General features: G+C 35.4%; 32 protein-coding genes. All 32 read right to left on the bottom strand.

The genetic code is table 11. The annotated features are described in order from the left end of the window. Nucleotides 1–230: 230 nt before the first annotated feature. The 32 genes from eno to fusA all read right to left on the bottom strand — a co-directional run bounded on the left by eno (nucleotide 231) and on the right by fusA (nucleotide 18,956). Nucleotides 231–1,523, bottom strand: coding sequence for a phosphopyruvate hydratase (gene eno / locus B0A78_RS03825; protein ID WP_065213078.1), 1,293 nt, complete (start codon nucleotides 1,521–1,523; stop codon nucleotides 231–233). 54 nt (nucleotides 1,524–1,577) lie between these two features. Then, the gene (gene carA / locus B0A78_RS03820; protein WP_065213077.1) at nucleotides 1,578–2,690 is read right to left on the bottom strand and encodes a glutamine-hydrolyzing carbamoyl-phosphate synthase small subunit; all 1,113 of its coding nucleotides are present in this window, start codon (nucleotides 2,688–2,690) and stop codon (nucleotides 1,578–1,580) included. An 89-nt stretch (nucleotides 2,691–2,779) separates the two neighbouring features. Beyond that, nucleotides 2,780–3,262 (bottom strand): 50S ribosomal protein L17, encoded by a 483-nt coding sequence (gene rplQ, locus B0A78_RS03815; RefSeq protein ID WP_097609397.1) that lies wholly within the window; start codon nucleotides 3,260–3,262, stop codon nucleotides 2,780–2,782. 62 nt (nucleotides 3,263–3,324) lie between these two features. Beyond that, nucleotides 3,325–4,317 (bottom strand): DNA-directed RNA polymerase subunit alpha, encoded by a 993-nt coding sequence (locus B0A78_RS03810; RefSeq protein WP_014166260.1) that lies wholly within the window; start codon nucleotides 4,315–4,317, stop codon nucleotides 3,325–3,327. 25 nt (nucleotides 4,318–4,342) lie between these two features. Then, the gene (rpsD, locus tag B0A78_RS03805; RefSeq protein WP_014166261.1) at nucleotides 4,343–4,948 is read right to left on the bottom strand and encodes a 30S ribosomal protein S4; all 606 of its coding nucleotides are present in this window, start codon (nucleotides 4,946–4,948) and stop codon (nucleotides 4,343–4,345) included. A 96-nt stretch (nucleotides 4,949–5,044) separates the two neighbouring features. After that, nucleotides 5,045–5,428, bottom strand: coding sequence for a 30S ribosomal protein S11 (rpsK, locus tag B0A78_RS03800; protein WP_014166262.1), 384 nt, complete (start codon nucleotides 5,426–5,428; stop codon nucleotides 5,045–5,047). 11 nt (nucleotides 5,429–5,439) lie between these two features. Further along, entirely contained in the window at nucleotides 5,440–5,814 is a 375-nt protein-coding gene (gene rpsM, locus B0A78_RS03795; protein WP_014166263.1) for a 30S ribosomal protein S13, read from the bottom strand. A 2-nt stretch (nucleotides 5,815–5,816) separates the two neighbouring features. Next, entirely contained in the window at nucleotides 5,817–5,933 is a 117-nt protein-coding gene (gene ykgO, locus B0A78_RS03790; protein WP_014166264.1) for a type B 50S ribosomal protein L36, read from the bottom strand. Nucleotide 5,934: 1 nt separating this feature from the next. Then, on the bottom strand, nucleotides 5,935–6,150 hold the full coding sequence (gene infA, locus B0A78_RS03785; protein ID WP_008254466.1) for a translation initiation factor IF-1: 216 nt from the start codon (nucleotides 6,148–6,150) through the stop codon (nucleotides 5,935–5,937). Between the two features lies 1 nt (nucleotide 6,151). Then, nucleotides 6,152–7,498: a preprotein translocase subunit SecY gene (secY, locus tag B0A78_RS03780; RefSeq protein WP_014166265.1), complete on the bottom strand. Its 1,347-nt coding sequence runs from the start codon at nucleotides 7,496–7,498 to the stop codon at nucleotides 6,152–6,154. A 14-nt stretch (nucleotides 7,499–7,512) separates the two neighbouring features. Beyond that, on the bottom strand, nucleotides 7,513–7,965 hold the full coding sequence (gene rplO, locus B0A78_RS03775) for a 50S ribosomal protein L15 (RefSeq protein ID WP_014166266.1): 453 nt from the start codon (nucleotides 7,963–7,965) through the stop codon (nucleotides 7,513–7,515). Between the two features lie 12 nt (nucleotides 7,966–7,977). Beyond that, nucleotides 7,978–8,160 carry a 50S ribosomal protein L30 gene (rpmD, locus tag B0A78_RS03770; RefSeq protein ID WP_014166267.1) on the bottom strand — a complete coding sequence of 61 codons (183 nt, stop codon included), beginning with the start codon at nucleotides 8,158–8,160 and terminating at the stop codon, nucleotides 7,978–7,980. A 12-nt stretch (nucleotides 8,161–8,172) separates the two neighbouring features. Continuing rightward, complete coding sequence (rpsE, locus tag B0A78_RS03765) at nucleotides 8,173–8,697, bottom strand: 30S ribosomal protein S5 (protein WP_014166268.1); 525 nt, start codon at nucleotides 8,695–8,697, stop codon at nucleotides 8,173–8,175. A 6-nt stretch (nucleotides 8,698–8,703) separates the two neighbouring features. After that, the gene (gene rplR / locus B0A78_RS03760; RefSeq protein WP_065213076.1) at nucleotides 8,704–9,057 is read right to left on the bottom strand and encodes a 50S ribosomal protein L18; all 354 of its coding nucleotides are present in this window, start codon (nucleotides 9,055–9,057) and stop codon (nucleotides 8,704–8,706) included. 11 nt (nucleotides 9,058–9,068) lie between these two features. Beyond that, a complete protein-coding gene (gene rplF, locus B0A78_RS03755) occupies nucleotides 9,069–9,614 on the bottom strand; it encodes a 50S ribosomal protein L6 (RefSeq protein ID WP_014166270.1) in 546 nt (181 codons plus the stop codon). A gap of 14 nt (nucleotides 9,615–9,628) precedes the next feature. Further along, the gene (gene rpsH, locus B0A78_RS03750; protein ID WP_014166271.1) at nucleotides 9,629–10,027 is read right to left on the bottom strand and encodes a 30S ribosomal protein S8; all 399 of its coding nucleotides are present in this window, start codon (nucleotides 10,025–10,027) and stop codon (nucleotides 9,629–9,631) included. 80 nt (nucleotides 10,028–10,107) lie between these two features. Continuing rightward, nucleotides 10,108–10,377: a 30S ribosomal protein S14 gene (rpsN, locus tag B0A78_RS03745; RefSeq protein ID WP_014166272.1), complete on the bottom strand. Its 270-nt coding sequence runs from the start codon at nucleotides 10,375–10,377 to the stop codon at nucleotides 10,108–10,110. Nucleotides 10,378–10,380: 3 nt separating this feature from the next. After that, a complete protein-coding gene (gene rplE, locus B0A78_RS03740; protein WP_014166273.1) occupies nucleotides 10,381–10,932 on the bottom strand; it encodes a 50S ribosomal protein L5 in 552 nt (183 codons plus the stop codon). Between the two features lie 2 nt (nucleotides 10,933–10,934). Beyond that, the gene (gene rplX, locus B0A78_RS03735) at nucleotides 10,935–11,246 is read right to left on the bottom strand and encodes a 50S ribosomal protein L24 (protein WP_041253269.1); all 312 of its coding nucleotides are present in this window, start codon (nucleotides 11,244–11,246) and stop codon (nucleotides 10,935–10,937) included. An 11-nt stretch (nucleotides 11,247–11,257) separates the two neighbouring features. After that, complete coding sequence (gene rplN, locus B0A78_RS03730; protein ID WP_014166275.1) at nucleotides 11,258–11,626, bottom strand: 50S ribosomal protein L14; 369 nt, start codon at nucleotides 11,624–11,626, stop codon at nucleotides 11,258–11,260. Nucleotides 11,627–11,628: 2 nt separating this feature from the next. After that, on the bottom strand, nucleotides 11,629–11,886 hold the full coding sequence (rpsQ, locus tag B0A78_RS03725; protein WP_014166276.1) for a 30S ribosomal protein S17: 258 nt from the start codon (nucleotides 11,884–11,886) through the stop codon (nucleotides 11,629–11,631). Between the two features lie 18 nt (nucleotides 11,887–11,904). Next, the gene (rpmC, locus tag B0A78_RS03720) at nucleotides 11,905–12,096 is read right to left on the bottom strand and encodes a 50S ribosomal protein L29 (protein WP_014166277.1); all 192 of its coding nucleotides are present in this window, start codon (nucleotides 12,094–12,096) and stop codon (nucleotides 11,905–11,907) included. A gap of 12 nt (nucleotides 12,097–12,108) precedes the next feature. Further along, entirely contained in the window at nucleotides 12,109–12,534 is a 426-nt protein-coding gene (rplP, locus tag B0A78_RS03715) for a 50S ribosomal protein L16 (protein WP_014166278.1), read from the bottom strand. Nucleotides 12,535–12,552: 18 nt separating this feature from the next. After that, entirely contained in the window at nucleotides 12,553–13,293 is a 741-nt protein-coding gene (rpsC, locus tag B0A78_RS03710; RefSeq protein ID WP_014166279.1) for a 30S ribosomal protein S3, read from the bottom strand. Nucleotides 13,294–13,298: 5 nt separating this feature from the next. After that, complete coding sequence (gene rplV, locus B0A78_RS03705) at nucleotides 13,299–13,709, bottom strand: 50S ribosomal protein L22 (RefSeq protein WP_014166280.1); 411 nt, start codon at nucleotides 13,707–13,709, stop codon at nucleotides 13,299–13,301. Nucleotides 13,710–13,717: 8 nt separating this feature from the next. After that, nucleotides 13,718–13,996: a 30S ribosomal protein S19 gene (gene rpsS, locus B0A78_RS03700; protein ID WP_014166281.1), complete on the bottom strand. Its 279-nt coding sequence runs from the start codon at nucleotides 13,994–13,996 to the stop codon at nucleotides 13,718–13,720. 6 nt (nucleotides 13,997–14,002) lie between these two features. Continuing rightward, nucleotides 14,003–14,827: a 50S ribosomal protein L2 gene (rplB, locus tag B0A78_RS03695; protein ID WP_014166282.1), complete on the bottom strand. Its 825-nt coding sequence runs from the start codon at nucleotides 14,825–14,827 to the stop codon at nucleotides 14,003–14,005. 10 nt (nucleotides 14,828–14,837) lie between these two features. Further along, nucleotides 14,838–15,125 (bottom strand): 50S ribosomal protein L23, encoded by a 288-nt coding sequence (rplW, locus tag B0A78_RS03690; protein WP_014166283.1) that lies wholly within the window; start codon nucleotides 15,123–15,125, stop codon nucleotides 14,838–14,840. Between the two features lie 6 nt (nucleotides 15,126–15,131). After that, a complete protein-coding gene (gene rplD / locus B0A78_RS03685) occupies nucleotides 15,132–15,761 on the bottom strand; it encodes a 50S ribosomal protein L4 (protein WP_014166284.1) in 630 nt (209 codons plus the stop codon). After that, the gene (gene rplC / locus B0A78_RS03680; RefSeq protein WP_014166285.1) at nucleotides 15,761–16,378 is read right to left on the bottom strand and encodes a 50S ribosomal protein L3; all 618 of its coding nucleotides are present in this window, start codon (nucleotides 16,376–16,378) and stop codon (nucleotides 15,761–15,763) included. The genes rplD and rplC overlap by 1 nt, the downstream gene beginning before the upstream one ends. 116 nt (nucleotides 16,379–16,494) lie before the next feature. Beyond that, entirely contained in the window at nucleotides 16,495–16,800 is a 306-nt protein-coding gene (rpsJ, locus tag B0A78_RS03675; protein WP_014166286.1) for a 30S ribosomal protein S10, read from the bottom strand. 11 nt (nucleotides 16,801–16,811) lie between these two features. After that, nucleotides 16,812–18,956: an elongation factor G gene (gene fusA, locus B0A78_RS03670; RefSeq protein ID WP_014166287.1), complete on the bottom strand. Its 2,145-nt coding sequence runs from the start codon at nucleotides 18,954–18,956 to the stop codon at nucleotides 16,812–16,814. Between the last annotated feature and the right edge of the window lie 11 nt (nucleotides 18,957–18,967).

The raw sequence follows: 18,967 nt of genomic DNA, 5'->3' as shown, positions 1-18,967 counted from the left end.
ATTAAATATTAACTATTACACTTTATCTTATTTTGAACATTGAAATATTGATTATAAAAATGTTTTACACACTTTTTAATACACTACCCTTCCCCACATTTTTTATGTAAGCCAAATATTTCTTCTTTTTATTAACGTAATACAAAGTCTGGAACCATTTACAGCACGTACAAACAAAAAAATCCTGAGTACTTTTAGCACTCAGGATTTTCTAAACATTCAAAAATAAATTATTTTACTTTAAAAGCATTTTTTCCAGAAAAATAAGCCACATCACCTAATTCCTCTTCAATGCGCAATAACTGATTATATTTAGCCATACGATCTGAACGAGAAGCCGAACCAGTTTTTATTTGACCACAGTTTAAAGCTACTGCCAAATCCGCAATCGTATTATCTTCTGTTTCTCCAGAGCGATGAGACATTACTGAAGTATATCCTGCATTATGTGCCATATTTACAGCAGCAATAGTTTCTGTTAAAGTTCCGATTTGGTTTACTTTAATCAAAATTGAATTTGCTATACCTTCCGAAATACCACGAGATAAGCGTTCAACATTAGTAACAAATAAATCATCACCTACTAATTGTACTTTATTACCAATTTTTTCTGTTAATAATTTCCAACCAGACCAATCATCTTCATACATTCCATCCTCAATTGAAATGATTGGATATTTAGCACATAAATCTGCCAAATATTCTACTTGTTCTACAGAAGTTCTTATTTTCCCTTTTTCGCCTTCAAACTTTGTATAATCATAATTTCCGTTTACATAAAACTCAGAAGCGGCACAATCTAAAGCAATCATAATATCATCACCAAAAGTATAACCTGCTTTTTCTACTGCTAATTTGATTGAATCCAAAGCATCTTCAGTACCACCCGCTAAATTAGGAGCAAAACCACCTTCATCTCCTACTGCCGTAGAAAGGTTTCTATCGTGTAAAACTTTCTTTAAATTATGAAAAATTTCAGTTCCCATTTGCATAGCATGCGTAAAAGAAGTTGCTTTTACTGGCATAATCATAAACTCTTGAAAAGCAATAGGCGCATCTGAATGCGAACCGCCATTGATGATATTCATCATAGGTACAGGTAGCGTATTTCCAGACACTCCTCCTACGTAACGATATAAAGGCAAGCCTAACTCGTTAGCCGCAGCTTTAGCTACTGCTAATGATACTCCTAAAATAGCATTAGCTCCTAATTTAGATTTATTAGCTGTTCCATCTAAATCGATCATGATCTTATCGATAAGATTTTGTTCGAAAACAGAAGTACCTACTAAAGCTTCTGCAATAGTTGTATTTACATTTTCAACGGCTTTCATAACACCTTTCCCCATGAATGCAGTACCGCCATCACGTAATTCAACTGCTTCATGTTCTCCTGTAGAAGCTCCTGAAGGCACCGCTGCACGCCCTAAAACGCCGTTTTCTGTCACTACATCTACTTCTACTGTAGGATTACCTCTTGAGTCTAAGATTTGTCTTGCATGAATTTTTATTATAATACTCATTTTGTTTAAGTTTTTAGATTTTAGAAATCTAAAATAGAATTTCTAAAATAGTTATTATTTAATTTTATATTCTTTTATATTTTCAATAAATTGATCAAACAAATAAGAAGAGTCATGTGGCCCTGGACTGGCTTCTGGATGATATTGAACTGAAAAACAATTTTTATTTATTATTCTCATGCCTGCAACCGTACCGTCATTTAAGTGTTCGTGTGTGATTTCTAAGTCTGCATGTTGTTCTAATTCTTCTCTATTCACGGCAAAACCATGATTTTGTGAAGTAATTTCTCCTTTACCAGTAATTAAATTTTTTACAGGGTGGTTAATTCCACGGTGACCATTAAACATTTTATAAGTAGATACACCATTAGCTAATGCAATTACTTGGTGACCTAAACAAATACCGAATAAGGGTTTATTTTCATTTAATATTTGACGAGCTACTTCCTGTGCACTATAAAGAGGATCTGGATCACCAGGACCATTAGACAAGAAAAAACCATCAGGATTAAAACCTTTTAAATCTTCAAAAGAAGCGTTATAAGGAAAAACTTTGATATAACAATCCCGTTTTGCCAAATTGCGTAGAATATTTTTTTTAATTCCTAAATCTAAGGCTGAAATTTTATACGTTGCATTTTCATCACCATAAAAATAAGGTTCTGTAGTAGATACTTTAGATGCTAATTCCAATCCTTTCATATCTGGAGTAGCTGCTAACAGTTGCTTTAATTCTTCTACAGGTGTACCATCTGTACAAATGACTGCATTTTGGGCACCATGATCACGTATATAACTCACTAAAGCACGTGTATCAACATCAGAAATACAGATTAAATTTTCCTTTTTAAAGTAATCAAAAAGATTACTTTCAGAATCAGAACGTGAATGGAAAGCTGAGAAATTTTTACAAACCAATCCTGAAATCATAATTTTATCTGATTCTACTTCATTTCCATTAACCCCATAATTCCCAATATGTGCATTGGTAGTCACCATGATTTGCCCAAAATAAGAAGGATCGGTAAAAATTTCTTGGTATCCTGTAGTTCCAGTATTAAAACAAACTTCTCCAAAAGTTTTACCTGAAATCCCTACAGATTTACCATGAAAAATTGTTCCGTCTGCCAGAAGTAAGATGGCAGACTGTTTTGTTGTGTGTTGCATTGTTTAAAAAAGTTTGACAAATTTATTCAAAAAAAAAAGGATAAACCAAAAAGTTTATCCTTTTTTATATTTATGAATTGAGCATCATATTATTCTGCAGATTCAGAAGATTCTTCAGTTGCAGGAGTTTCAGCAGCAGATTCAGATTTTTTAGCTTTACTACCACGGCGGCTTTTCGCTTTTTTAACCTCTTTTTTACCACCGTTGTAGATTTCGTTAAAATCCACTAACTCAATCATTGCCATATCAGCGTTATCTCCTAAACGGTTCCCCAATTTGATGATACGAGTGTATCCTCCTGGACGGTCACCTACTTTAGCAGCTACATCTCTGAATAATTCAGTAACCGCATATTTATTTCTTAAGTAAGCGAAAACTGTACGACGATTATGAGTTGTATCTTCTTTAGATTTTGTTACTAATGGCTCAACAAATTGTTTAAGCGCTTTAGCTTTAGCAACAGTTGTATTAATACGTTTATGTTCGATTAATGAACAAGCCATATTAGCTAACATAGCTTTTCTATGTCCAGCCTGTCTGCTTAAATGGTTTACTTTTTTTCCGTGTCTCATGACGTTGCTTTTTAAACTTCATCTTGCATCAATCCACTTTGGAGAGCAAAATATGAAGACTATTATTCTTTATCTAACTTATATTTTGACAAATCCATTCCGAACGTTAAGTTCTTATTGGCTACTAATTCATCAAGCTCAGTTAATGATTTTTTACCAAAGTTACGGAACTTCATTAAGTCATGTTTGTTGAACGATACTAAGTCTCCTAATGTATCAACTTCAGCAGCCTTTAAGCAGTTTAATGCTCTTACAGATAAGTCCATATCAACTAATTTAGTTTTCAATAACTGTCTCATATGTAATGATTCCTCATCATATGATTCTGTTTGAGCAATTTCATCAGCCTCAAGAGTGATTCTCTCATCAGAGAATAACATAAAATGGTGAATTAATACCTTAGCCGCTTCAGTTAGAGCATCTTTAGGATGGATAGAACCATCTGTTTTTATTTCAAAAACTAATTTTTCATAATCCGTTTTTTGCTCAACACGGAAGTTTTCAATAGCGTACTTCACATTCTTTACAGGTGTAAAGATAGAATCAGTAAATATAGTACCGATTGCAGCATTTTGTTTTTTGTTTTCCTCTGCTGGAACATAACCACGACCTTTTTCGATGGTCATTTCCATGTTCAAATTTACATTGCTGTCTAAATTACAAATTACTAATTCAGGATTTAACACTTGGAAACCTGAAATAAATTTTTGAAAATCACCAGCAGTAATTTGATCTTTACCTGATAAAGAAATAGAAACTGATTCGTTATCGATATCTTCAATTTGACGTTTAAAACGTACTTGTTTTAAGTTAAGGATAATTTCAGTTACGTCTTCTACAACACCAGGTATAGTAGAGAACTCATGATCCACTCCTTCGATACGAATAGAAGTGATAGCATAACCCTCAAGAGCAGAAAGTAAAACTCTTCTTAAAGCGTTACCAACAGTCAATCCGTAACCTGGTTCAAGAGGTCTGAATTCGAATTTTCCTTCGAAATCAGTAGAATCGATCATGATAACTTTATCGGGCTTCTGAAAATTAAATATTGCCATAAATTTCGACTGATGTCAATTATTATTATTTGTTGTACAATTCGACAATTAGTTGTTCTTTAATGTTCTCAGGGATTTGTAGTCTTTGAGGAACTGATACAAAAGTACCTTCTTTCGTATCGTTATTCCATACGATCCACTCATACACTTGAGAAGCAGCAGCTAAAGAACGTTCGATTGATTCTAAAGATTTAGATTTTTCACGAACAGCAACTTTGTCACCTGGTTTTAAATGGTAAGAAGGAACGTTAACCACTTCACCATTTACTGTAATATGTCTGTGAGTTACAATTTGTCTAGCAGCTCTTCTTGAAGGTGCCACACCCATTCTGTAAACTACATTATCTAAACGAGCTTCACATAATTGTAAAAGGATTTCACCTGTTACACCAGAAGCAGCAGAAGCTTTTTCGAATAAATTTCTGAATTGCTTTTCTAAAATACCATAGGTATATTTAGCTTTTTGTTTTTCCATTAACTGGATAGCATATTCAGATTTTTTACCTCTTTTTTTAGCTAAACCGTGTTGCCCTGGAGGGTAATTTCTCTTTTCGAAGGCTCTGTCATCTCCGAAGATTGCTTCGCCAAACTTACGAGCAATTTTAGTTTTAGGACCAGTATATCTTGCCATTTTAAAAATTGTTTAAGGTTGAAATTGCGAATTCAGGTCTAATAAATCCTCCGCACTCATGTACCAACCTAGTTATACTTAAATAATATAAAAAAATTAAACTCTACGTCTTTTTGGAGGACGACATCCGTTGTGTGGCATTGGAGTAACGTCAATGATCTCAGTTACTTCTATACCTGAATTATGGATTGAGCGGATAGCTGATTCTCTTCCGTTTCCAGGTCCTTTAACGAACACTTTTACTTTTTTAAGACCAGCTTCTAAAGCAACTTTTGAACAGTCTTCAGCTGCCATTTGAGCTGCATACGGAGTATTCTTTTTAGAACCTCTGAAGCCCATTTTACCAGCAGATGACCAAGCAACAACTTCACCTTTCTTATTTGTTAAAGAAATAATGATGTTGTTAAAAGTTGAACTTACGTGTGCCTCACCAGTAGACTCAACAACAACTTTACGTTTTTTTGTATTTGCTTTCGCCATATTACTAATTATTATTTAGTTGCTTTCTTCTTGTTAGCAACAGTTTTTCTTTTACCTTTTCTTGTTCTAGAATTGTTCTTAGTTCTTTGACCTCTTAAAGGAAGACCAGATCTGTGACGGATACCTCTGTAACATCCAATATCCATTAAACGTTTGATGTTTAATGAAGTTTCAGAACGTAATTCTCCTTCAATTTTGTAATAAGAAACCGCTTCACGGATAGCTCCGATCTCGTCGTCATTCCATTCTTGAACTTTTTTATCTTGGCTTACTTGAGCTTTCTCTAAAATTTCGATAGCTCTGCTTTTTCCAATTCCGAAGATATATGTCAAAGCGATGACACCTCTTTTGTTTTTAGGTATATCTACCCCTGCTATTCTTGCCATAATTATCCTTGTCTTTGTTTAAATCTAGGATTCTTTTTGTTAATAACGTATAGTCTTCCTTTTCTACGAACGATAATGCATTCTGCACTTCTCTTCTTAATTGATGCTCTTACTTTCATTTTAGTATCTATAAGTAATTCTTGCTTTAGACAAATCGTAAGGGCTCATTTCCAGTTTCACTTTGTCACCAGGTAACAATTTGATGTAGTGCATACGCATTTTTCCAGAAATGTGAGCAATTACAATATGCCCGTTTTCTAACTCTACTCGGAACATGGCATTTGACAATGCCTCTATGATTGTTCCGTCTTGTTCAATTGCTGATTGTTTTGCCATATTAAGCTACTGCTTTTCTGTTTTTACCCGTTTTCATCAAACCATCATAATGTTGATTTAACAAATATGAATTAATTTGTTGAATTGTATCTATTGCAACTCCAACCAAAATCAAGAGTGATGTACCACCAAAGAACAATGCCCATTGCTGTTGCACTCCTAACACATTCATAACGATAGCTGGGAACACAGCTAACAATGCTAGGAAAATAGCTCCTGGAAATGTAATCAAGGACATCACATGATCTAAAAAGTCTGCTGTTTCCAGTCCAGGTTTAACCCCTGGAATAAAACCCCCACTTCTTTTTAGATCATCAGCCATTCTTGTAGTTGGCATAGTAATCGCAGTGTAAAAGTACGTAAAAATTACAATTAACGTAGCAAACACTAAATTATACTCCCAACCAAATATGTTTTGGAATCTTGTACTGATTGATTGAGCTGTTTCAGAAGATGATAAACCAGCCACAGCAGCAGGTATAAACATAATAGCTTGTGCAAAAATGATTGGCATAACACCCGAAGCATTTAATTTTAAAGGAATAAACTGACGATTCCCCCCCATTAAATCCTGCTCTAAGTCTCCAGAAACAGTACGACGCGCATATTGCACCGCCACCTTTCTAACAGCCATAGTCATTAAAACACAGGCAATAATTACAAGTAACCACACGATGATTTCTACAACAATCTTCATTAAACCTCCGTTGTTTTGAGAAACAGCAGATGAAAACTCCTGAGCAAATGCTTGTGGTAAACGAGCAACAATACCTACTAAGATTAACAACGAAATACCGTTTCCGATTCCTTTATCTGTAATTTTTTCTCCTAACCACATAGCAAACAAAGTACCTGTAGTTAAAATTAATACAGATGAGAACAAGAAAGCAAATGAATTAAATCCTAGTAAAAATGCTTCACCTGGTAAAGTACGGTACAGATTATAGATATAACCAGGCCCTTGAATTAGTGTGATACCAATGGTTAACCATCTTGTAATTTGGTTCATCTTCTTTCTTCCACTTTCTCCTTCTTTTTGTAGTTTTTGTAAATAAGGAATAGCAATTCCCATTAACTGAACAACAATTGACGCAGAAATATAAGGCATTATACCCAACGCAAAAACAGATGCTTGTGAAAAAGCACCTCCCGTAAATACGTTAATTAACCAACCAATACCCTTATCCGTTTGATTAGTTAATCCTTGCAACTGAGTTGCATCAATTCCCGGTAGTGTTACGTGAGCTCCAAAACGATAAACTAACAGGAGTCCTAAAGTAAATAGGACTCTGTTTCTTAGTTCCTCAATTTTCCAAACGTTTTGTAACGATTCAATAAATTTTTTCATCGTGTCTAGAAAATTTATAATTCTATAGCTTCTCCACCAGCCGCTTCGATAGCAGCTTTAGCAGATGCAGTGAATTTGTGTGCACTAACTTTTAATTTAGCTTTAAGCTCACCTCTACCTAAAATTTTAACAACTTCAGTTTTAGTAGCTAAACGGCTTGCAACTAAAGTAGTAAAATCTACCGTATCCGTTACAAGACCATTATCAACTAGAGTTTGTAAAGTATCTAAGTTTACACCTTGATATTCAACTCTGTTAATATTTTTGAATCCAAACTTAGGAACACGTCTTTGAAGAGGCATCTGACCTCCTTCAAAACCAATTTTTTTAGAGTAACCTGAACGAGATTTAGCTCCTTTGTGACCACGTGCAGCAGTACCACCTTTACCAGAACCTTCTCCTCTACCTACTCTTTTATTTTGGTTATGTGTTGAACCTTCAGCTGGCTGTAAATTACTTAAATTCATAACAGTCATTTGTTATTTAGTTTCTTCAGAAGAAACTAAGTGTTTAACTTTATTTACCATTCCAAGGATAGCAGGAGTTGCTTCATGCTCAACTACTTGACCCATTTTACGAAGTCCTAAAGCTTGCATTGTTCTCTTTTGATCTTGAGGACAATTAATAATGCTTCTTACTTGTTTTACTAATATCTTAGCCATAATTTCCTTGAATTAACCTTTGAATACTTTCTCTAAAGATACTCCTCTTTGTTTAGCAACAGTTACTGCGCTTCTCATTTGTAACAAAGCATCAAAAGTAGCTTTTACCACATTATGAGGGTTAGAAGAACCTTGAGATTTAGATAATACATCGTGAACCCCTACTGATTCAAGAACCGCACGTACAGCACCACCCGCAATAACTCCAGTACCATGAGAAGCTGGCATTAATAATACTCTAGCTCCACCAAATTTACCTTTTTGCTCATGAGGCACTGATTGTCCACTCAAAGGAATACGTACTAAGTTCTTCTTAGCATCTTCTACTGCTTTTGCAATAGCTTCAGAAACGTCTTTAGATTTTCCTAATCCGTGTCCAACTACACCGTTCTCGTCACCTACTACTACGATAGCTGAGAAACCAAATGCTCTACCACCTTTAGTAACTTTAGTAACACGATTAACACTAACCAAACGGTCTTTTAATTCAAGACCTCCTGGTTTTACTAGTTCTACGTTTTTATAATTATGATACATAATTTCTTAGAATTTTAATCCAGCCGCTCTAGCGCCTTCTGCTAATGATTGAACACGACCGTGGTACAAATAACCACCTCTATCAAATGTTACTGTATCGATACCTGCTTTTAAAGCTCTTTCAGCAAGTAGTTTACCTACTACTGCTGCTACTTCAACTTTAGTACCTTTAGTATCTACTTCTTTTTCACGAGAAGAAGCAGCTAATAATGTAACACCATTTACATCATCTATAAGCTGAGCATAGATTTCTTTGTTACTTCTGAATACAGATAAACGAGGTCTTGCAGCAGTTCCGCTTACAATCTTTCTGATTCTGTACTGTATTCTTTGTCTTCTTTCAGATTTTGTTAATGACATAATCTTATTTTTTAAGCTGATTTACCTGCTTTTCTTCTTAATACTTCACCTACAAACTTAATACCTTTTCCTTTGTAAGGTTCAGGCTTACGGAAAGAGCGGATTTTAGCCGCCACTTGACCTAACAACTGTTTGTCATAAGAAGTTAGCTTTACAATAGGATTTTTACCCTTTTCTGAAACGGTTTCCACAGTTACCTCTGGAGCCACTTCTAAAACGATATTATGAGAATACCCTAAAGCCAAATCAAGTTTATTTCCTTGATTAGAAGCACGGTATCCAACACCCACTAATTCTAATTCTTTTGTAAAACCAGTAGATACACCAGTAATCATGTTATTGATTAAAGCTCTAAATAAACCATGTTGAGCTCTTTCTTCTTTGCTATCTGCAGCTCTTGAAACAAGAACCTGATTTTCTTCAACTGTTACTGTTACATTGTCAGTAATCTCTTGAGAAAGTTGCCCTAATTTCCCTTTTACAGTGATAACTGAATCTTTTAATTCTACAGTTATTCCAGCAGGAATGGCGATTGGACTTTTACCTATTCTTGACATCTCTTAACTCTTTTTTAGTATACGTAACAAATTACCTCACCACCTACATTTAATTGTCTAGCTTGCTTATCCGTCATTACTCCTTTTGAAGTAGAAACGATAGCAACACCTAAACCATTTAAGATTCTAGGTAATTTAGTAGCACCTGCATACTTACGTAAACCTGGTTTACTAATTCTTTGAATGTTCTTGATTACCGCTTCTTTAGTATCTTTATCATACTTTAAAGCGATTTTGATTGTTCCTTGAACAGTCTCATTTTCGAATTTGTAGCTAAGGATATAACCTTGATCGAATAAGATTTTTGTGATTTCTTTTTTCAAATTAGATGCAGGAATTTCCACCACTTTATGGCTTGCTTTCGAAGCATTTCTAATTCTTGTTAAGAAATCCGCAATTGGATCTGTATACATATAAACAAAATTGCGGTTATGGTTTTCAACCCACACTCGCGGGTTGAACCTATAACCTGTTAATAATCTCTTTTATAATCTTACCAGCTAGCTTTTCTAACTCCTGGTATCAATCCTTGGTTTGCCATTTCACGGAAAGTTACACGTGAAATACCGAATTGACGCATATACCCTCTTGGTCTACCTGTTAATTTACAACGATTGTGCAAACGAACGGGCGAAGCATTCTTTGGTAATTTTTGCAAAGATACATAATCTCCAGCTTCTAACAAAGCTTTTCTTTTCTCTGCATATTTTTCTACCGTTTTTTGTCTTTTCACCTCGCGGGCTTTCATTGATTCTTTAGCCATGTCTTAATTCTTTTTAAAAGGTAAACCTAATTCAGCTAATAATGATTTTGCTTCTTTATCTGTTTTCGCAGATGTTACAAAAGTAATATCCATTCCTGAAATTTTATTTACTTTATCAATATCAATTTCTGGAAAGATAATTTGTTCAAGTACTCCAAGGTTGTAGTTTCCTCTACCATCAAATCCTGTAGATTTGATACCATTGAAATCTCTTACACGAGGTAAAGAAGAAGTAATTAGACGATCTAAAAACTCATACATTCTTTCTCCACGCAAAGTTACTTTTGCACCAATCGGCATACCTTTTCTCAATTTGAAAGAAGCAACGTCTTTCTTAGAGATAGTAGGAACTGCTTTTTGACCAGTAATCTTTGTCAACTCTTCTACAGCATAATCGATAAGTTTTTTATCAGACACAGCTGCACCAACACCACGGCTCACAACGATTTTTTCCAATTTTGGAACTTCCATTACGTTTTTGTAACCGAATTCTGTTGTAAGAGCAGCAATTACTCTGCTCTTATATTCTTCTTTTAGTCTAGGTATATAAGCCATTACTATAATACTTGATTAGATTTTTTTGAAAATCTTACTTTCTTATCCCCTTCTACTTTAAAACCTACTTTAGTAGCATTACCTTTAGTATCTACTAACATTAAGTTTGAAACGTGTATAGGAGCTTCTTTTTTAACGATTCCACCTTGAGGATTTTGAGCACTTGGCTTAGTGTGCTTAGACACCATGTTTACCCCCTCAACTACCGCTTTGTTTTTTTCACGAATTACACGTAAAACTTTACCTTCAGCACCTTTATGGTCACCAGCGATAACTTTTACAGTGTCACCTGATTTTATTTTTAGCTTCATCATCGTAATAATAATTAAAGCACTTCTGGTGCTAATGATACAATTTTCATGAATTGTTTTTCACGAAGTTCTCTAGCTACAGGACCGAATACACGAGTTCCTCTCATTTCACCTGCTGCATTTAATAATACACAAGCGTTATCATCGAAACGGATATAAGAACCATCAGCTCTTCTTACTTCTTTTTTTGTTCTAACAACAACTGCAGTTGAAACCGCACCTTTCTTAACGTTTCCGTTAGGAGTTGCATCTTTGATAGCTACTACAATTTTGTCACCAACTGAGGCGTAACGTCTTTTTGTTCCACCTAAAACACGGATAGTTAAAACTTCCTTAGCTCCCGTATTATCTGCTACTTTTAGTCTTGATTCCTGTTGTACCATAATTATTTAGCTCTTTCAATGATTTCAACTAATCTCCAACATTTAGTTTTACTTAATGGACGAGTTTCCATGATTTTTACTGTATCACCAATGTTACAGTCATTCTTTTCGTCGTGTGCAACATATTTTTTAGTTTTTAACACGAACTTACCATATAATGGGTGTTTTACTCTTGTTACTTGAGAAACAACAATAGATTTATCCATTTTGTTAGAAGTAACTACACCAACTCTCTCTTTTCTTAAATTTCTTTTTTCCATCTTTTCAGCTGAATACTATTATTGAAGCTCTCTTTTAGTTAATTCAGTTGCGATTCTCGCTACTGAACGTCTGATACTTCTAATTTGAAGTGGATTCTCGATTGGAGAAATAGCATGAGCAATCGTTAGGTCGGCATAAGTCTTTTTTAATTGAACTAGCTTTTCTTGTAACTCAGCTGCAGATAGATTTTTAATTTCTGATTGTTTCATAATCTTCTTATATTATGCTTCGAAATCTCTAGCAACGACGAATTTAGTTTTTACTGGTAATTTTTGAGCGGCAAGACGTAAAGCCTCTTTTGCAACCGCTAGTGGCACACCACCTACCTCAAACATAATTCTTCCTGGTTTAACAACAGCAGCCCAGTATTCAACTGCACCTTTACCTTTACCCATACGTACTTCAAGAGGCTTCTTAGTGATAGGTTTGTCTGGGAAAATTTTGATCCATAATTGCCCTTCACGTTTCATGTAACGAGTTGCTGCAATACGAGCCGCTTCGATTTGGCGTGAAGTTAAGAAAGCACCTGTTTCGTGAACCGATTTAATTCCAAACATTCCATTTGAAAGTTCATGACCTCTAGTCGAGTTCCCTTTCATTCTACCTTTCTGTACCTTACGGTATTTTGTTCTTTTAGGCTGTAACATTTTTCTTTAATTTAAAAATTACTTTCTTTTACGAGCTCCTTGTTTACCGTTTGATTTTCCACCACGTGGAGCATCACCACCTTTACCAGCTGCAGCTTTTTTATCCATACCTACAAGTGGCGAAAGGTCTCTTTTTCCGTAAACTTCACCTTTCATGATCCATACCTTAACACCCATTCTACCGTAAGTAGTATGTGCTTCTGCTAAAGCATAATCAATATCAGCTCTGAAAGTTGATAGAGGAATACGTCCTTCTTTGAAACTTTCTGAACGCGCCATTTCAGCACCGTTTAAACGACCAGAAATCATTACTTTGATTCCTTCTGCATTCATTCTCATAGAAGCAGCTATAGCCATTTTAATTGCTCTTCTATAAGAGATACGGCCTTCGATTTGACGACAAATACTATTAGCTACCAAATAAGCATCTAACTCAGGTCTTTTGATTTCAAAGATATTGATTTGAACCTCTTTGTCTGTAATTTTCTTAAGTTCTTCTTTTAACTTGTCTACCTCTTGACCGCCTTTACCAATAATGATACCAGGACGAGCCGTAGTGATAGTAACGGTTACAAGCTTTAAAGTTCTTTCGATAATTACTTTCGACACACTAGCTTTTGATAAACGAGCGTGGATATACTTTCTGATTTTGTAATCTTCAGCGATTTTATCACCGTAGTCATTACCACCATACCAGTTAGAATCCCATCCTCTGATGATACCAAGGCGATTTCCGATTGGATTAGTCTTTTGTCCCATCTTTATTAATTGCTTTGTGTGTTATTAATTGATCCTAATACGATTGTAACGTGATTAGAACGTTTTCTAATTCTGTGTGCGCGACCTTGTGGAGCTGGGCGTAATCTTTTTAACATCATACCACCATCCACTTTGATCTCTTTTACAAATAAGCCTGCTTCAGCTACATTACCTTCACTATTTTTCTGTTCCCAGTTGTTAATAGCAGATAATAATAGTTTTTCTAATTTTCTTGAAGCTTCTTTTTGACTAAATCTTAATATATTTAGTGCATTCTCAACTTTCTGACCTCTTACCAAGTCTGCTACTAAGCGCATTTTTCTAGGTGAAGTAGGGCAGTTATTTAATTTAGCAAACGCTAAAGACTTATTAGCCTCTTTTCTTGCTTCTGCTGCTTCTCTTTTACGAACTCCCATGTCTTCTTTTATTTTTTACCTTTATTTTTAGCTCCAGCGTGACCTCTAAAAGATCTAGTTGGTGAAAATTCACCTAACTTGTGTCCTACCATGTTTTCAGTAACATATACTGGAACAAATTGACGACCGTTGTGAACTGCGATTGTTTGTCCTACGAAATCTGGAGTAATCATTGAAGCTCTAGACCAAGTTTTAACAACATTCTTGTTTCCTGCCTCAGCATTCTCCAATACTTTCTTTTCTAATTTATAGTGTACAAAAGGTCCTTTTTTTAATGAACGTGCCATATCTTATTATTTCTTTCTACGTTCTACAATATACTTGTTGCTCGGGTTTTGTTTAGCACGGGTTCTATAACCTTTAGCTGGTAAACCTTTTCTTGAACGTGGGTGACCTCCAGATGAACGTCCTTCACCACCACCCATTGGGTGATCAACAGGGTTCATAGCTACTGGTCTTGTTCTAGGTCTTCTACCTAACCATCTAGATCTACCTGCTTTACCAGAAACGATTAACTGGTGATCTGAGTTAGAAACAGCACCTATAGTTGCAGAACAAGTTAACAAGATTAATCTTGTTTCTCCAGAAGGCATTTTGATAGTAGCATATTTACCATCACGAGCCATTAATTGAGCAAATGTACCAGCCGAACGAGCAATAGTTGCACCTTGACCTGGACGTAACTCAATACAAGAAATTACTGTTCCTAGAGGAATTTTGCTTAACGGCATAGTATTCCCGATTTCAGGAGCTACATCAGCACCCGAAACTACAGTTTGCCCAACTTTTAAACCATTTTGAGCAATAATATATCTTTTTTCACCATCAGCATAAGCCAATAATGCGATAAAAGCTGTTCTGTTTGGATCGTACTCGATTGATTTCACTGTAGCTGGAATTCCATCTTTAGTTCTTTTGAAATCGATGATACGATATCTTTGTTTGTGACCACCGCCTGTATAACGCATAGTCATCTTTCCTTGACTATTTCTACCTCCAGATGATTTTTTCGGTGCGATTAATGAGCGCTCCGGCTTATCAGTAGTAATGGCGTCAAAACCATTAACAACTCTAAAACGCTGACCTGGGGTAATAGGTTTTAATTTTCTTACTGACATCTTACTTTACTTAGTTGTTGTAAAAATCAATTGTTTCTCCTTCTTTAACTTGTACGATTGCTTTTTTGTAAGCATTAGTTTTACCAGCTATCATACCACTTTTTGTATATTTGGTGGTGCGATCTGGACGTACATTCATTGTATTCACTTCTACAACAGTTACTCCATAAGCAGCTTCAACAGCTTTCTTAATTTGAACTTTGTTAGCTTTTTTATCTACAACGAAACCAAAACGGTTGAATATTTCTCCGTCTTTAGTTACTTTTTCCGTAACGATAGGTTTTATAATGATACTCATGGCCTATTATTTGCTTAAATTTTGTTCGATTCCTTCTAAAGATCCCTCTAAAAGAACTAAATTATTTGCGTTTAATATCGCATAAGTACTTAATTCTGAGTTAGTGATTACAGAAGATTTTTGTAAGTTACGAGATGATAAGTAAACATTTTTGTTGTCACCACCTAACACGAACAATGATTTTTTGTTTTCTAACCCTAACGCTTTCAATACGTTAATAAAATTTTTAGTACTTGGAGCTTCGAAACCGAAGTCTTCTAATACGATTAAGTTAGATTCTTTCGCTTTTAAAGTTAAAGCTGATTTACGAGCTAAACGTTTTAATGCTTTATTTAATTTGAAAGAGTAGTTTCTTGGTCTTGGACCAAAAACTGTTCCTCCTCCTTTAAACAAAGGACTCTTTTTAGATCCTGCACGAGCAGTACCAGTTCCTTTTTGCTTTTTGATTTTACGAGTACTACCAGCAACTTCTGCTCTTTCTTTAGACTTGTGAGTTCCTTGACGTTGGTTAGCCAAATATTGTTTCACATCTAAGTATAGAGCGTGGTTATTAGGCTCAATTGCGAAAACTGAATCAGAAAGTTGAACTTTTCTCCCAGTATCTTTTCCGTTGATATCTAATACTTTTACTTCCATTACTTCTGAACGATTACATAAGAGTCTTTGTGACCAGGAACACATCCTTTAACAACAAGTAAGTTCTTTTCAGCCACTACTTTTAAAACTCTAAGATTTTGAACTTTTACATTGTCTCCACCCATTCTTCCTGCCATACGCATTCCTTTGAATACTCTGGAAGGATAAGATGAAGCACCTACTGAACCTGGCGCTCTCAAACGGTTGTGCTGACCATGAGTAACTTGTCCAACACCACCAAAACCGTGACGTTTAACAACCCCTTGGAAACCTTTTCCTTTTGATACACCTTGAACATCTACGAATTCACCCTCAGCGAATAAATCCACAGTGATCACATCTCCTAATTTGTGCTCAGCTTCAAACCCTTGGAATTCAACAACCTTCTTTTTAGCAACCGTACCCGCTTTTTTGAAGTGCCCTTCAGCAGCCTTATTAGTTTGCTTTGCAGATTTGTCATCGAAACCAAGTTGAAGAGCCTCATACCCGTCAACCTCATTGGTTCTGACTTGGGTAACAACGCAAGGACCAACTTCAATAACAGTACAAGGGATGTTTTTCCCGTTCTCGTCGAAGATGCTAGTCATTCCGATTTTCTTTCCGATTAACCCAGACATACTTAAATAATTAATTATTAATAATATATATAACTCTAATTTTGAGTGCGCAAAAGTAAGCATTATGTTTTGAATTTCAAAACATAATGCTTAAATATTTCAATTAAAGTAAATTATCACACTTTAATTTCAACTTCTACTCCACTTGGTAGCTCTAATTTCATTAAAGCATCGATGGTTTTTGAAGATGAAGAATAAATATCCAACAATCTTTTGTATGAACTCACTTCGAATTGTTCTCTTGATTTTTTGTTTACGTGCGGAGAACGCAACACAGTGAAAATCTTTTTATTAGTAGGTAATGGAATTGGACCAGTAACTACTGCACCTGTACTTTTTACAGTTTTTACGATTTTTTCTGCTGATTTATCAACCAACATATGATCGTAAGATTTTAATTTTATTCTGATTTTTTGACTCATTTTCTTAAAAATTAAGCGTTACCTTTAGCTTTCTTAATTACTGCTTCTGAAATGTTCGATGGTGTTTCTTCGTAATGAGAGAATTCCATTGTAGACGTAGCACGACCAGAAGATAAAGTTCTCAAAGTCGTTACATAACCAAACATTTCTGATAATGGAACGTTTGCTTTAATAGTTTTAGCCCCGTTTCTATCTCCCATATCATTTACTTGACCACGACGACGGTTTAAGTCACCTACGATATCCCCCATATTTTCTTCTGGAGTGATAACTTCAATTTTCATGATTGGCTCAAGAATTACAGCACCAGCAGCTTTAGCTACTTCTTTATAACCTAATTTAGCAGCTAATTCAAAAGATAAAGCATCTGAATCCACTGGGTGATAAGAACCATCCAACAAAGTTACTTTCAAGCTATCTACAGCATATCCTGCCAAAGGCCCTTGTTTCATAGCCTCTCTAAAACCTTTCTCTACAGCAGGAATATATTCTTTAGGAACATTACCCCCTTTTACTTCATTAACAAACGTTAACCCCATAGTTCCAGCTTCTGCAGGCTCTAAACGGAAAACGATATCACCAAATTTACCACGACCCCCTGATTGTTTTTTATAAACTTCACGGTGTTGTGCCGATTTGGTAAAAGCTTCTTTGTACTCTACTTGAGGTTCACCTTGATCCACTTCAACTTTGAACTCACGTTTCATACGATCTACTAAGATATCTAAGTGAAGCTCACCCATACCAGAGATAATTGTTTGCCCTGAAGCCTCATCAGTTCTAACAGTAAACGTTGGATCTTCTTCAGCTAATTTAGCTAAAGCCATACCCATTTTATCTACGTCAGCCTTAGTTTTAGGCTCAATAGCAATACCGATTACCGGATCAGGGAATTTCATTGATTCAAGAATGATAGGATTTTTCTCATCACACATTGTATCACCTGTTTTGATATCTTTAAAACCTACTGCTGCACCAATATCCCCCGCCTCAATATATTCGATTGGATTTTGCTTGTTTGCGTGCATTTGGTAGATACGAGAGATACGCTCTTTATTTCCTGAACGTGTATTCAATATATAAGAACCAGCATCTAAACGCCCCGAATATGCACGGAAGAAAGCTAAACGCCCTACATAAGGATCCGTAGCAATTTTGAACGCTAAAGCAGCAAATGGCTCTTTTACATCTGGACGACGCAAGATTTTAGTTTGATCTTCCTCTAACAAATCAGCATCATCAGGATGAATACCTTCAATACCCTCTTTATCTAAAGGAGATGGTAAATATTTACAAACTGCATCCAACATAAACTGAACTCCTTTGTTTTTGAATGAAGATCCACACAACATAGGAATAATTGCCATATCAATGGTAGCAGCACGTAATGCGTTGTTAATTTCCTCTTCTGTAATTGAATTTTCATCTTCCATATACTTATCTAATAAGTTTTCATCATAAGAAGCGATTTCTTCAATTAATTTAGAACGGTATTCTTTTACTTCATCAACCATATCTGCAGGGATATCGATGATATCAAAAGTAGCTCCTTGTGTTTCATCATGCCATACAATAGCTTGATTTTTCACTAAGTCAACTACTCCTTTAAAATCATTCTCCTCACCAATTGGCAAAGTAATAGCTACCGCATTAGAACGCAACATATCCTTAACTTGTTGACACACATTAAGGAAATTAGAACCTTGACGATCCATTTTGTTTACGAATCCCATACGAGGAACTCTGTACTGGTCAGCTAATCTCCAGTTCGTTTCAGATTGAGGCTCAACACCATCAACCGCAGAAAATAAGAAAACTAAACCATCTAATACACGTAATGAACGGTTTACCTCTACTGTAAAGTCAACGTGACCTGGAGTATCGATAATATTAAAGTGGTACGGTTTAGACTCAGCTATATTTCTACCTTGATCTGTTGGAAAGTTCCAAGTACAAGTTGTAGCCGCCGAAGTAATTGTGATACCTCTTTCTTGCTCTTGTGCCATCCAGTCCATAGTAGCAGCACCATCGTGCACCTCTCCTATTTTATGAGACTTACCTGTATAGAACAAGATACGCTCTGTAGTGGTTGTCTTACCTGCATCGATGTGAGCAGCAATACCAATATTTCTAGTATATTTTAAATCTCTTGCCATTTCTTTACGAA

Origin of the sequence: Flavobacterium columnare NBRC 100251 = ATCC 23463 (assembly GCF_002530675.1) — a bacterium.
GTDB classification, from domain to species: domain Bacteria; phylum Bacteroidota; class Bacteroidia; order Flavobacteriales; family Flavobacteriaceae; genus Flavobacterium; species Flavobacterium columnare.
This window is presented reverse-complemented; position numbering and strand designations above follow the sequence as displayed.

Excerpts from the sequence above, each read along its gene's own strand:
- eno (WP_065213078.1), bottom strand. The coding sequence starts at position 1,523 with ATGAGTATTATAATAAAAATTCATGCAAGACAAATCTTAGACTCAAGA.
- carA (WP_065213077.1), bottom strand. The coding sequence starts at position 2,690 with ATGCAACACACAACAAAACAGTCTGCCATCTTACTTCTGGCAGACGGA.
- rplQ (WP_097609397.1), bottom strand. The coding sequence starts at position 3,262 with ATGAGACACGGAAAAAAAGTAAACCATTTAAGCAGACAGGCTGGACAT.
- B0A78_RS03810 (WP_014166260.1), bottom strand. The coding sequence starts at position 4,317 with ATGGCAATATTTAATTTTCAGAAGCCCGATAAAGTTATCATGATCGAT.
- rpsD (WP_014166261.1), bottom strand. The coding sequence starts at position 4,948 with ATGGCAAGATATACTGGTCCTAAAACTAAAATTGCTCGTAAGTTTGGC.
- rpsK (WP_014166262.1), bottom strand. The coding sequence starts at position 5,428 with ATGGCGAAAGCAAATACAAAAAAACGTAAAGTTGTTGTTGAGTCTACT.
- rpsM (WP_014166263.1), bottom strand. The coding sequence starts at position 5,814 with ATGGCAAGAATAGCAGGGGTAGATATACCTAAAAACAAAAGAGGTGTC.
- ykgO (WP_014166264.1), bottom strand. The coding sequence starts at position 5,933 with ATGAAAGTAAGAGCATCAATTAAGAAGAGAAGTGCAGAATGCATTATC.
- infA (WP_008254466.1), bottom strand. The coding sequence starts at position 6,150 with ATGGCAAAACAATCAGCAATTGAACAAGACGGAACAATCATAGAGGCA.
- secY (WP_014166265.1), bottom strand. The coding sequence starts at position 7,498 with ATGAAAAAATTTATTGAATCGTTACAAAACGTTTGGAAAATTGAGGAA.
- rplO (WP_014166266.1), bottom strand. The coding sequence starts at position 7,965 with ATGAATTTAAGTAATTTACAGCCAGCTGAAGGTTCAACACATAACCAA.
- rpmD (WP_014166267.1), bottom strand. The coding sequence starts at position 8,160 with ATGGCTAAGATATTAGTAAAACAAGTAAGAAGCATTATTAATTGTCCT.
- rpsE (WP_014166268.1), bottom strand. The coding sequence starts at position 8,697 with ATGTATCATAATTATAAAAACGTAGAACTAGTAAAACCAGGAGGTCTT.
- rplR (WP_065213076.1), bottom strand. The coding sequence starts at position 9,057 with ATGTCATTAACAAAATCTGAAAGAAGACAAAGAATACAGTACAGAATC.
- rplF (WP_014166270.1), bottom strand. The coding sequence starts at position 9,614 with ATGTCAAGAATAGGTAAAAGTCCAATCGCCATTCCTGCTGGAATAACT.
- rpsH (WP_014166271.1), bottom strand. The coding sequence starts at position 10,027 with ATGTATACAGATCCAATTGCGGATTTCTTAACAAGAATTAGAAATGCT.
- rpsN (WP_014166272.1), bottom strand. The coding sequence starts at position 10,377 with ATGGCTAAAGAATCAATGAAAGCCCGCGAGGTGAAAAGACAAAAAACG.
- rplE (WP_014166273.1), bottom strand. The coding sequence starts at position 10,932 with ATGGCTTATATACCTAGACTAAAAGAAGAATATAAGAGCAGAGTAATT.
- rplX (WP_041253269.1), bottom strand. The coding sequence starts at position 11,246 with ATGATGAAGCTAAAAATAAAATCAGGTGACACTGTAAAAGTTATCGCT.
- rplN (WP_014166275.1), bottom strand. The coding sequence starts at position 11,626 with ATGGTACAACAGGAATCAAGACTAAAAGTAGCAGATAATACGGGAGCT.
- rpsQ (WP_014166276.1), bottom strand. The coding sequence starts at position 11,886 with ATGGAAAAAAGAAATTTAAGAAAAGAGAGAGTTGGTGTAGTTACTTCT.
- rpmC (WP_014166277.1), bottom strand. The coding sequence starts at position 12,096 with ATGAAACAATCAGAAATTAAAAATCTATCTGCAGCTGAGTTACAAGAA.
- rplP (WP_014166278.1), bottom strand. The coding sequence starts at position 12,534 with ATGTTACAGCCTAAAAGAACAAAATACCGTAAGGTACAGAAAGGTAGA.
- rpsC (WP_014166279.1), bottom strand. The coding sequence starts at position 13,293 with ATGGGACAAAAGACTAATCCAATCGGAAATCGCCTTGGTATCATCAGA.
- rplV (WP_014166280.1), bottom strand. The coding sequence starts at position 13,709 with ATGGGAGTTCGTAAAAGAGAAGCAGCAGAAGCAAGAAAAGAGGCTAAT.
- rpsS (WP_014166281.1), bottom strand. The coding sequence starts at position 13,996 with ATGGCACGTTCATTAAAAAAAGGACCTTTTGTACACTATAAATTAGAA.
- rplB (WP_014166282.1), bottom strand. The coding sequence starts at position 14,827 with ATGTCAGTAAGAAAATTAAAACCTATTACCCCAGGTCAGCGTTTTAGA.
- rplW (WP_014166283.1), bottom strand. The coding sequence starts at position 15,125 with ATGAGTATCATTATAAAACCTATCGTTACGGAAAAAGTAACTAAAGAC.
- rplD (WP_014166284.1), bottom strand. The coding sequence starts at position 15,761 with ATGGAAGTAAAAGTATTAGATATCAACGGAAAAGATACTGGGAGAAAA.
- rplC (WP_014166285.1), bottom strand. The coding sequence starts at position 16,378 with ATGTCTGGGTTAATCGGAAAGAAAATCGGAATGACTAGCATCTTCGAC.
- rpsJ (WP_014166286.1), bottom strand. The coding sequence starts at position 16,800 with ATGAGTCAAAAAATCAGAATAAAATTAAAATCTTACGATCATATGTTG.
- fusA (WP_014166287.1), bottom strand. The coding sequence starts at position 18,956 with ATGGCAAGAGATTTAAAATATACTAGAAATATTGGTATTGCTGCTCAC.